This is a genomic window from Blautia obeum ATCC 29174 (assembly GCF_025147765.1).
GTDB lineage: Bacteria > Bacillota > Clostridia > Lachnospirales > Lachnospiraceae > Blautia_A > Blautia_A obeum.
In genome coordinates, this window is sequence record NZ_CP102265.1 from 1,543,602 (window position 1) to 1,556,166 (window position 12,565).

General features: G+C 43.6%; 8 protein-coding genes and 1 tRNA gene. All 9 read left to right on the forward strand.

Going from position 1 to position 12,565, the window contains the following annotated elements; translation table 11 throughout:
- The 9 genes from NQ503_RS07310 to nusA all read left to right on the forward strand — a co-directional run bounded on the left by NQ503_RS07310 (position 1) and on the right by nusA (position 12,562).
- Complete coding sequence (locus tag NQ503_RS07310) at positions 1-1,317, forward strand: ATP-binding protein (RefSeq protein WP_005425108.1); 1,317 nt, start codon at positions 1-3, stop codon at positions 1,315-1,317.
- A 37-nt stretch (positions 1,318-1,354) separates the two neighbouring features.
- Complete coding sequence (locus NQ503_RS07315; RefSeq protein WP_005425106.1) at positions 1,355-2,890, forward strand: Ppx/GppA phosphatase family protein; 1,536 nt, start codon at positions 1,355-1,357, stop codon at positions 2,888-2,890.
- 16 nt (positions 2,891-2,906) lie between these two features.
- Positions 2,907-5,060: an RNA degradosome polyphosphate kinase gene (locus tag NQ503_RS07320; protein WP_005425104.1), complete on the forward strand. Its 2,154-nt coding sequence runs from the start codon at positions 2,907-2,909 to the stop codon at positions 5,058-5,060.
- A 37-nt stretch (positions 5,061-5,097) separates the two neighbouring features.
- A complete protein-coding gene (locus NQ503_RS07325; protein WP_005425098.1) occupies positions 5,098-6,234 on the forward strand; it encodes a PTS sugar transporter subunit IIC in 1,137 nt (378 codons plus the stop codon).
- 103 nt (positions 6,235-6,337) lie between these two features.
- A tRNA-Glu gene (locus tag NQ503_RS07330) sits at positions 6,338-6,409 on the forward strand.
- 154 nt (positions 6,410-6,563) lie between these two features.
- Positions 6,564-8,489 (forward strand): DNA gyrase/topoisomerase IV subunit B, encoded by a 1,926-nt coding sequence (locus NQ503_RS07335; protein WP_044925709.1) that lies wholly within the window; start codon positions 6,564-6,566, stop codon positions 8,487-8,489.
- Positions 8,490-8,502: 13 nt separating this feature from the next.
- Entirely contained in the window at positions 8,503-10,749 is a 2,247-nt protein-coding gene (locus tag NQ503_RS07340) for a DNA gyrase/topoisomerase IV subunit A (RefSeq protein WP_005425094.1), read from the forward strand.
- 127 nt (positions 10,750-10,876) lie between these two features.
- Positions 10,877-11,341, forward strand: a complete 465-nt coding sequence (locus NQ503_RS07345) for a ribosome maturation factor RimP (protein WP_055055652.1) — start codon at positions 10,877-10,879, stop codon at positions 11,339-11,341.
- 45 nt (positions 11,342-11,386) lie between these two features.
- A complete protein-coding gene (gene nusA / locus NQ503_RS07350; protein ID WP_022388946.1) occupies positions 11,387-12,562 on the forward strand; it encodes a transcription termination factor NusA in 1,176 nt (391 codons plus the stop codon).
- Positions 12,563-12,565 lie beyond the last annotated feature (3 nt).

The window sequence follows — 12,565 nt, forward strand, 5'->3', positions numbered from 1 at the left end:
ATGACGAGAGTAAAAGAATGTGTGCTTTACAGAGGTTTTGAGCACGGAGATATTTTAGATAAAATGACTGCACTGATGGATGCAAGTGAGAGATCAGCAGTCAATGCAAGCGAAATGGAAGAAGAGTTTTATGAATGTGTAAATGGATTGATCGAAATTGCAGGATCTTATGGATTTACAGGAAACCTGTGGCATGACTATCTGACACTGCTTCTTGTAAATCATGAGAATGCATTCAGTATGGCAAGCGAGATCCGCGGTGCGATCGAGGGAAGCATCAATCAGCTGGCACTTCATGATTTCGCAATTTTTAAAGAACTGTATGATTTTGACCTGACAGTACTGGATAAATTATTCCATACTTCCTGCTGCAGCATTCTCTGTAATTATGAGGCACCGCAGGATACGGGAAAAATGTTCAACAAACGTATCCGTGACAGAATCTGTGATATGAGCAAGACGCTGGCAGTAGCCAAAGACACCAATGAATTTATGGCGGACATGGTACAGTTTTACAAGGATTTTGGTGTAGGTAAGCTCGGACTTCACAAGGCTTTCCGTATTGATCATGACCAGAACGGCAGAGCAGTGATCGTACCGGTAACAAGAATTGCACATGTACAGCTGGAGGATCTGGTTGGATATGAGATTCCAAAACAGAAACTGGTTGAGAATACAGAAGCCTTTGTCAGAGGCAGAAAGGCGAACAACTGTCTGCTCTTTGGAGATGCGGGAACCGGTAAATCTTCCAGTATTAAGGGAATTTTGAATAAATATTATGATGAAGGCCTGCGAATCATAGAAGTGTATAAACATCAGTTTGTAGATCTGAACCAGATCATCGCACAGATCAAAGACCGTAATTATAAATTTATCATTTATATGGACGATCTTTCTTTTGAAGAGTTCGAAATAGAATATAAATATCTGAAGGCTGTTATCGAAGGCGGACTGGAACGTAAACCGGAAAATATCCTGATCTATGCAACAAGCAACCGTCGCCATCTGGTAAGAGAAAGAGCCGGAGATAAACTGGAAGTCGGAGCAGATGATGATATTCATTCCTCTGATACCGTACAGGAGAAACTTTCTCTTGTATATCGTTTCGGAGTACGTATCTATTTCGGCGCACCAGACAGAAAAGAATTCCATACTATCGTTAAGACGCTGGCACAGCGTAACGGAATTACAATGCCGGAGGATGAGCTTCTTCTGGAGGCTGGCAAATGGGAAATTTCTCATGGTGGGCTTACAGGACGTACTGCACAGCAGTTTATTGATCATCTTCTTGGAAAGGAAGAAACACAGGAAGCGTAGTAACAACGCATAATACAAACGGGAAGGAGCTGGGGGTATGGCAGTAACAACTTTTGCTGCGATTGATATTGGCTCATATGAGATCAGCATGAAAATCTTTGAATTTTCAAAGAAAATCGGATTTCGAGAGCTGAATGATGTAAGATATCGCTTGGAAATTGGAAAAGGTGCATATTCAAGAGGACGGCTGGAGCCTGAGATGGTAGATGACATATGTGTCATTCTGAAAGATTTCAGCAACATGATGCAGGAATTTGGAGTATCCGAGTATCGTGCGTGTGCCACAAGTGCTTTTCGTGAAATCGTAAATCCGGTGATCGTTCAGGAGCAGATCTATCAGCGGACCGGTATCCGGATTGAGATTCTGAGTAATGCGGAACAGCATTTTCTGGGATATAAATCCATAGCTGCTATTGAATCCGGCTTCAAGAAGATCATTCAGAAAGGAACAGCAATTCTGGATGTTGGCGGTGGTAATCTGCAGGTTTCGCTGTTTGATAAAGATGCGCTGGTAACAACGCAGAGCTTTAAGATGGGAAGCATGCGTATTCGTGAAAGACTGAAGGAACTGGAAAAAACAACAACGCATTATGGCCAGTTGATCAAGGAATTTATCCGAAATGATCTGACTGCATTTCAGAGACTGTATCTGAAAGACCGTGATATCAAAAATGTGATCCTGATGGGGGATTTCCTGACAGATACTATTTTTCGTGAAGAGCTGGGAGATCATATCATAACCAGCGATGAATTTACCAAGCGCTACGAAAAGACAATCTACAAGACAGAACAGGCACTTGCCCAGGAGATGGATATTGATCCGGAATATGCATCATTGGTAATTCCGACGATGGTCATCTGCAAGAATTTTCTGGAAATCTTTCAGGCAGAGTCTGTGTGGGTTCCAGGTGTATCTCTTCTGGATGGAATTGCATATGATTACGGTGAAAAGAAGAAATTTATCAAGAGTGTGCATAATTTTGAAAATGACATTCTGGTAGCATCCAAAAATATTGCAAAAAGATATTCTACTGGTAAAGACCATATTAAAGGAACGACAGATATTGCGCTTACAATTTTTGACAGTATGAAAAAAGTTCATGGTATGGGCGCAAGAGAACGGCTGCTTCTGCAGATTGCGGTACAGCTTCATGACTGTGGAAAATACATCAGTATGGCAGATGTTGCTGAATGTTCGTATCGGATCATTATGGCAACCGAGATCATTGGACTTTCAACGGAAGAACGCAAAGTCATTGCCAGTGCGGTAAGATACAACACGACAGAGTTTGTCTATTATGGAAATTATGATGAAGGGCCGGAAATTGACCGGGAAAGATACCTTTTGGTTGCGAAACTGACTGCGATCCTTCGTCTTGCAAATGCCATGGACCGCAGCCATTATCAGAAGGTGGAATCGTTGAGAGTGGTACTGAAGGACAGAGAACTGCAGATGATCATAGATTCCAGCCGTGATATTTCACTGGAGCTTGGTTTGCTTCGTGATAAAGTGAAGTTCTTTGAAGAAGTCTTTGGAATTCGCCTTGTTTTAAAACGGAAACGCAGAGCGTAAGCGGAGGAGGATAAATATGGATCTTAGCAGATATGAAAAACCGGAATACTATGTGAACCGTGAACTGAGCTGGCTGAAATTTGATGAGCGTGTTCTGAGTGAAGCACGTGATAAAAGTCTGCCATTATTTGAACGGCTGAAATTTTTAAGCATTACATCTTCCAATCTGGATGAATTCTTTATGGTGCGTGTGGCATCACTGAAAGATCAGGTACATGCAGGCTATAAGAAAAAAGACATTGCGGGCATGTCTTCGGAGGAACAGCTGAAGGAAATCAGCAGCCAGACACATGAGCTTGTACGTGTGCAATACAGCACGTTTAACCGTTCTGTACTTCCGGCACTGGAAAAAGTGGGCCTTCATCTTGTAGCAGAACATGAAGACCTGACAGTGAAACAGGCAGAATTCGTGGATCGCTATTTTGAAGATAACGTATATCCTGTGCTGACACCGATGGCAATGGATTCTTCCAGACCATTCCCACTGATCCGCAACAAGACATTGAATATCGGTGCGCTGATCGCCAAGAAAAGTAACAAAAAGCATGCCAAAGAACTGGAATTTGCAACAGTCCAGGTACCGTCTGTGCTGCCGAGAATCGTAGAGATCCCTTCTGAAAAGAACGGTGAGAGAACCGTGATCCTTCTGGAAGAGATCATTGAGCGCAATATTGGTAAGCTGTTTCTGAGTAATGATGTAGTCTGTGCGCATCCATACAGAATTATGAGAAATGCAGATCTGACGATTGACGAGGATGAAGCAGAAGATCTGCTGGTTGAGATCCAGAAACAGCTGAAAAAGCGTCAGTGGGGTGAAGTGATTCGCCTGGAAGCGGAAGAAAAGATGGATAAACGTCTTCTGGGTATTCTTAAAGAAGAGTTTGAGATTAAGGATACAGACATTTATAATATTCCGGGTCCGCTGGATTTGACTATGCTGATGAAGGTTTACGGAATGGAGGGCTTTGATGAATACAAGAGTCCGAAATATACACCGGCTCCGGTTCCGGAATTTCAGAATGATAAAGATATTTTCCAGGTGATCCGAGAAGGAGATGTATTTTTGCATCATCCATATATGAGCTTTGATCCGGTTGTAGATTTTGTACGGCAGGCAGCAAAAGATCCGGGTGTACTTGCAATCAAACAGACTCTGTATCGAGTTAGTGGACATTCTCCGATCATTGCAGCGTTGGCGCAGGCGGCGGAAAATGGCAAACAGGTTTCTGTTCTGGTGGAACTGAAAGCAAGATTTGACGAAGAGAATAATATTGTCTGGGCCAAAATGCTGGAAAAGGCAGGATGCCATGTTATTTATGGACTGGTTGGCTTAAAGACGCACAGTAAGATCACACTGGTGGTACGCAGAGAAGAGACAGGAATCCGAAGATATGTACATCTGGCAACTGGTAACTATAATGATTCTACAGCAAAACTATATACAGACTGTGGTATTTTTACCTGTGATGAACGTTTTGGAGAAGATGCAACGGCTGTATTTAATATGCTTTCCGGATATTCGGAGCCGAAGAAATGGAATCGTCTGATTGTTGCACCAATCTGGATGAAAAACCGTTTTCTGCAGCTGATTGAACGGGAAGCAGAACATGCAAAACAGGGTAAACCAGCGGAGATCACGGCGAAGATGAATTCTCTGTGTGATCCTGCAATCATTGCGGCACTCTATTATGCATCTTCCTGTGGAGTACAGATCAATCTGCTTGTTCGGGGTATCTGCTGCCTGAGAACCGGTATACCAGGTATCAGTGAAAATATCCACGTACGTTCGATCGTTGGAGAATTTCTGGAACACAGCCGTATTTTCTATTTCAAAAATAATGGAATTGATGAAATCTATATGGGAAGCGCTGACTGGATGCCACGAAATCTTGACCGCCGTGTGGAAATTGTATTTCCGGTAGAAGATGAAAGTATTAAGAAAGAAATCCTGCATGTACTGGATCTGGAATTCCGTGATAATGTAAAGGCGCATATTCTGCAGCCGGACGGCACTTATGAAAAACAGGACAAGAGAGGAAAGGTTCTTGTGAATTCCCAGATGGAATTCTGTAAGGAAGCACAGGCAAAAGCCAAAAAACAGAAGCATGAAGAGAAAAAACATGCTCGTGTATTTATTCCGGCAGAACCTGTGGCTGATCCGGAAGAATGATTTTCGAATCAGAAATGAATGAGAGGAAAGAGAAAAAATGAATAACGAAAAAGAAAGCTTTCTGAAAAGAAAGAACGTGATCATATCCTTCAAAAGGTATGGCATTGATGCAATGGGCTCTATGGCATTGGGCCTTTTTGCGTCACTTCTGATCGGTACGATCATAAATACAATCGGACAGAATGTGTGTCCGGGAAGTTTTGTGTCAGAAAAGCTGTTGGAGATTGGCGGTTATGCGACCAGTGTGACCGGTGCGGCAATGGCACTTGCTATTGGGCATGCACTTCAGGCACCACCATTGGTTATGTATTCGCTGTGTGCGGTCGGAGCTGCCTGTAATGCAATTGGTGGTTCTGGTGGTCCGTTGGCGGTGTTTTTTGTCGCAGTGATCACATGTGAGATCGGTAAACTGGTATCTAAGGAAACAAAAATAGATATCATAGTGACGCCGGCAGTGACTGTGATCGTTGGAGTGGTTCTTGCGATGCTTCTTGCACCGGTCTGCAAAAATATCTGTGATGCACTTGGAGCATTTATCGGATGGGCAACAGATCTTCGTCCGTTCTGGATGGGAATGATCATCTCTGTGGTCGTTGGAATCGTGCTGACACTTCCAATCAGCTCAGCGGCAATCTGCGCTGCGGTAGGAATCAGTGGAGGGGCAGTGCTTGCAGGACTTGCTGACGGCAGTGTGACAATGGAAGTCTGGAATGGTCTGGCACTTGCAGGTGGAGCTGCGACAGCAGGATGTTGTGCACATATGCTTGGCTTTGCAATCTTAAGCTTTCCGGATAATGGAGTTGGCGGATTTGTGGCACAGGGACTTGGAACTTCCATGCTCCAGGTTCCGAACCTTATGAAGAAACCTGTCCTGTGGCTGCCACCGGTGATCACTTCTGCGATTACAGGGCCGATTGCCACCTGCGTGTTCCATATGAGAAACAACGGACCGGCAATTTCTTCCGGAATGGGTACTTCCGGACTGGTAGGACCAATCGGGGTTGTTACCGGATGGACACAGATGCCGGAAGGATACCAGACAGGAGCGTTTGAGTGGATTGGCATGATTTTGATCTGCTTTGTACTTCCGCTTCTGATCACATGGGTGATCGGCAAGATTTTTCGTGCCAGAGGAATTATCAAGCCGGGTGATCTCAAGATAGACCTGGGCTAAAATAAGCGAAAAAACTGCTTTTTTGAAATTTTTAAAAAAAATTAAAAAAAAGGCTTGCATTTTCCGATAAGCTGATATATACTAAGCAAGTCGGTTGACGCAAGGCCAGTTGGTCAAGGGGTTAAGACGTCGCCCTCTCACGGCGAAAACACGGGTTCGATTCCCGTACTGGCTGCTCTAAATATACAATAAGATGACTCGAACGGTGGTTCGGGTTATTTTTTTGCCCGAAAATCATAAAAGAATAGTATTTGACTTTTTACGGACAAATCATGTATGATATAGAACAAATGTTTGAAGATGGAAATATGAAAGAAAGGAAAAGAGCCATGGCAAAAAAGGAAACTTATGATGCGGGGAGCATATCTGTTCTGGAAGGACTGGAAGCAGTCCGCAAACGTCCTGGTATGTATATCGGAAGTGTCTCTCGAAAAGGACTGAATCATCTGATTTATGAGATTGTTGATAACGCAGTGGATGAGCATCTGGCAGGATACTGCAGTCAGATCCATGTGGTGCTGGAAAAAGATGGTTCCTGTACCGTAACAGATAATGGCCGGGGAATTCCGGTGGATATGCATGAGAAAGGGATGTCTGCGGAACGTCTGGTATTTACGACACTTCATGCAGGTGGTAAATTTGACAATTCTGCTTATAAAACAAGCGGTGGGCTCCATGGAGTCGGATCTTCCGTTGTGAATGCACTTTCTACTTATCTGGATATCAAGGTAAGCCGTGATGGATATGTACATCATGACCACTATGAACGTGGAATTCCTACGATCGAACTGGAGAACGGACTTCTTCCGAAACTTGGCAGGACAAAAGAGACCGGAACCTGCATCAATTTCCTGCCGGATCCGGAAATCTTTGAGAAAACACGTTTTTCTGCTACAGATGTTAAGAGCCGTCTTCATGAGACTGCTTATCTGAATCCGGAGCTGACGATCATTTTTGAAGATCTGCGTGGAACAGAGCCGGTCAAAGAAGAGTACCATGAGCCGGAGGGTATTGTGGGCTATATCCGTGACATGAATCACAGTACAGAGGCGCTTCATGAACCTGTTTATCTCAAAGGAGAAGCAGATGGGATTCAGGTGGAAGTTGCTTTTCAGTATACAAATGAATTCCGTGAGAATGTTCTTGGATTCTGTAATAATATCTACAATGCAGAAGGTGGTACACACCTGACCGGATTTAAGACAACATTTACAACAGTTATGAACACGTATGCCAGAGAAATCGGTATTCTCAAAGATAAAGATCCGAATTTTACCGGTGCGGATATCCGTAATGGAATGACGGCAGTCGTATCAATCAAGCATCCGGCACCTCGCTTTGAGGGTCAGACAAAGACAAAGCTGGATAACCAGGATGCAGCCAAGGCAACAGGAAAAGTACTGGGAGAGCAGCTGGTCCTGTATTTTGACCGTAATCTTGAAACATTGAAAATGATTCTTTCCTGTGCGGAAAAGGCAGCGAAGATCCGTAAGACAGAGGAACGTGCCAAAACGAATCTTCTTACAAAACAGAAATATTCATTTGATTCCAATGGAAAACTTGCCAACTGCGAGAAAAAGGATCCGTCACAGTGTGAGATCTTTATCGTAGAGGGAGATTCCGCAGGCGGTTCTGCAAAAACAGCCCGTAACCGTAATTATCAGGCAATCCTTCCAATCAGGGGCAAGATTCTGAATGTTGAAAAAGCAACCATTGACAAAGTGCTTGCCAATGCGGAGATCAAGACTATGATCAATGCATTTGGATGCGGATTTTCTGAAGGATATGGAAATGATTTCGATATAAGCAAACTTCGCTATGACAAGATCGTGATCATGGCGGATGCCGATGTTGACGGTGCGCATATTTCCACACTGCTTCTGACATTGTTCTATCGTTTTATGCCGGAACTGATCTATGAAGGCCATGTATATATTGCGATGCCGCCACTCTATAAGGCAATGCCGAAAAAGGGACCGGAAGAATATCTGTATGATGATAAAGCACTTGAAAAATATCGTAAGACACATAAACCGGGAAGCTTTACTTTGCAGAGATACAAAGGTCTTGGAGAGATGGATGCAGAACAGCTGTGGGAGACCACGCTGAATCCTGAGACTCGAAGAATGAAACGCGTGGAGATAGAAGATGCACGTCTTGCATCCAGTGTGACAGAAGTTCTGATGGGCAGTGAAGTTCCGCCGCGTAAGGCATTTATTTACGAGCATGCAGCCGATGCAGAACTTGATGTATAAGGTGGGATAAGATATGGAAACAAAACAGGAAAATGTAATTCGTACCGATTATTCGGAAATTATGCAGAAATCATACATCGATTATGCAATGAGTGTTATCATTTCCCGTGCTCTTCCGGATGTGCGTGACGGTCTGAAACCAGTACAGAGAAGAACGTTGTATGATATGTATGAACTGGGAATCCGCTATGACCGTCCGTATCGTAAATGTGCACGTATTGTCGGTGATACCATGGGTAAATATCATCCACATGGTGACAGTTCCATTTATGACGCACTTGTTGTTATGGCACAGGATTTCAAAAAAGGCAGAACACTTGTAGACGGACATGGTAACTTCGGTTCAATCGAGGGTGATGGCGCAGCTGCCATGCGTTATACAGAGGCACGACTGGAAAAACTGACACAGGATGTATTTTTGAGTGATCTTGATAAGAATGTAGTGGACTTTGTTCCGAACTTCGATGAGACGGAAAAAGAACCATCGGTACTTCCGGTGCGCATCCCGAACATTCTGGTAAATGGTGCAGATGGTATTGCGGTCGGCATGGCAACCAGTATTCCACCACACAATCTAGGGGAAGTCATCGATGCTGTCAAAGCATATATGAAAGATAACACGATCAGTGTCAAAGGACTGATGCGATATATCAAAGGGCCGGATTTTCCGACCGGAGGTATTGTGGTCAATAAAGATGATCTCCATAAGATCTATGAGACAGGGAGCGGCAAAATCCGCCTGCGTGGAAAAGTAGAAGTAGAGAAACTCAAAGGCGGAAGAAAACAGCTTGTCATTACGGAGATTCCATATACCATGCTGGGAGCAAACATTGGCAAGTTCCTGAATGACGTGGCATCTCTTATAGAAACAAAGAAGACAACAGATATCGTAGATATCTCCAATCAGTCTTCCAAGGAAGGCATCCGTATCGTACTGGAACTTAAGAAAGATACCGATGTGGAAAATCTGACCAATATGCTGTATAAGAAAACGCGTCTGGAAGATACGTTTGGCGTAAATATGCTGGCAGTTGCTGACGGCAGACCGGAAACATTAAGCCTGAAGCAGATTATTGAATATCACGTTGATTTTGTGTTTGAGATCACAACACGTAAATATCACACACTGCTGGACAAAGAACTGGAAAAACAGGAAGTTCAGGAAGGTCTGATCAAAGCGTGTGATGTGATCGACCTGATCATTGAGATCCTCCGTGGCAGTAAGAATCGTGAACAGGTCAAGAAATGTCTGGTAGAAGGAATTACAGAGGGAATTAAATTCAAGTCAAAAGCCAGTGAGAAGGCTGCTGCAAAACTTCTTTTTACAGAACGTCAGGCAAATGCCATTCTGGATATGCGTCTGTATAAACTGATCGGTCTGGAAATTGAAGCACTGCAGGCTGAGCATGAAGAGACAATGAAAAACATTGCTCTTTATAAAGATATCCTGGACAATTATGATTCCATGGCGGCCGTGATCATCAAAGACATGGACGCCATCAAGAAAGAATACGGAAGAAAACGCCGTACAGCGATTGAAAATGCAGAAGAAGCTGTCTATGAAGAGAAGAAGATGGAAGAGATGGAAGTCTGCTTCCTGATGGATCGCTTTGGTTATATGAAGCTTATAGATAAAAATGCTTATGAGCGAAACAAAGAAGCTGTTCATAATGAAAATAAATATGTATTCAACTGTATGAATACAGACAAGATCTGTATATTTACAGATACAGGCAAGATGCATACGATCAAAGCCGTTGATATACCGCTTGGCCGTTTCCGCGACAAGGGAACACCGGTGGACAATCTCAGTAATTATGACAGTTCCCAGGAACGCATGCTTTATGTGGCACCGGTAGGACAACTGCGTTCAGACAGGTTGCTGTTTGTGACAAAGACTTCTATGTGCAAACTGGTAGAAGGTGCGGAATTTGATGTGGCTAAACGAACGATCGCGTCAACAAAGCTGGCGGATGAAGATGAACTGATCTTTATTGGCAGTGCTTCCGAGATGGAGCAGATTGTGCTCCAGAGCCATGGAGGCTGCTTCCTGCGATTCCTGGCACAAGAAGTTTCGACAATGAAGAAAACTGCACTTGGTGTGCGGGGCATGAAACTGGCAGACGATGATTATCTGGAGCATGCATACCTTCTGGCAGGTCATCAGGAATATACGATTTCCTATCATGATAAAGAATATGCACTGAATAAAGTGCGGCTTGCAAAGCGGGATACGAAGGGCATAAAGCCGAGGATATAAAAAAAACCTTGCTTTTCCGGAAGTAAGGTGCTAGAATGAACTTAACATGATAACGGACAACAAGAGAGTGGACTTCGGTCCACTCTTTTTGCGAGATGCTCCGGATGTGCGAAAGGCAGGTGGAAATATGAGCAGACGGGATGAATATGAACAGAAAGCAGAAGCATTGCTGGCACCGATCGTTGAGGGCCAGGGATTCGAACTGGTAGATGTAGAATATGTGAAGGAAGCAGGAAACTGGTATCTTCGTGGATATATCGACAAGCCGGGTGGAATTACTGTTAACGATTGTGAAGCAGTCAGCAGAGCGTTCAGTGATAAACTGGATGAGAACGATTTTATTGAAGACAGCTATATCATGGAAATCAGTTCGCCGGGTCTTGACAGACCACTGAAAAAGGAGAAGGATTTTGCCAGAAGCATGGGTAAACTGGTAGAGATCCGGACCTATCGTCCAATCGAAAAGCAGAAAGAATTCTGTGGGATTTTAAATGCATATGATGAAAGCAGTGTGACGATCGATGAGGACGGGCAGTTACGCACATTTGACAAAAAGGATATTGCCCTGATCCGTCTGGCAATTGAGTTTTAAATACGATTCAGATATGCTTTGATAAAATAGGAGGAAATAACAAAAATGAACAAAGAGTTAATGGAAGCCCTGGATATCCTGGAAAAAGAAAAAAACATCAGCAAGGATACATTACTGGGTGCGATTGAGCAGTCCCTGATCCAGGCTTGCAAAAACCATTTTGGTAAAGCAGATAATGTGCATGTGACGATCAATCCGGAAACATGTGATTTCAGCGTTTACGCAGAACGTGAAGTAAAGGAATTCGTAGATGATCCGGCACTGGAAATTTCCCTGGTGGATGCACAGAAAATCAATACAAATGCAGAACTGGGAGATATGATCAAAGTTGAGATCCATTCTAAAGAATTCGGCCGTATTGCAACGCAGAATGCAAAGAACGTAATTCTTCAGAAAATCCGTGAGGAAGAACGTAAAGTCCTTTATGATCAGTATTATGGAATGGAAAAAGAAGTTGTCACAGGTATCGTACAGCGTGTAATGGGCAAAAATGTCAGTGTAAATCTTGGCAAGGCAGACGGTATCTTGAGTGAGAACGAGCAGGTGAAAGGTGAGGAATTTGAGCCTACAGAAAGAATCAAGGTTTATATCCTTGAAGTCAAAGATACACCGAAAGGACCTCGTATCCTTCTGTCCAGAACACATCCGGGACTTGTAAAACGTCTGTTTGAATCTGAAGTTGCCGAAGTGAAAGACGGAACTGTTGAGATCAAGAGTATTGCCAGAGAAGCAGGTTCCCGTACCAAGATTGCTGTATGGAGCAATGATCCTGATGTAGATCCGGTAGGTGCATGCGTTGGTATGAACGGTGCAAGAGTCAATTCCATCGTAGAGGAACTGCGTGGTGAGAAGATCGACATCATCAACTGGGATGAAAACCCGGCAATCTTGATTGAAAATGCACTGAGTCCGGCAAAGGTTATCGCTGTTATGGCGGATCCGGATGAAAAGACTGCACTGGTAGTCGTTCCAGATTATCAGTTGTCTCTTGCAATTGGTAAAGAAGGACAGAATGCACGTCTTGCGGCTCGTCTGACCGGATTTAAGATCGATATCAAGAGTGAGACTCAGGCAAGAGAGTCTGGAGAACTGTATGACTATGATGACGAGGATGAGTACTACGACGAAGAGGAGTACAGTGAAGAAGGTGCTGTAGAGTCAGAAGAAACAGAGACTGAAGAAACAGAGGAAGTTTCAGAAGAAACTACTGTTGAAGAATAATCT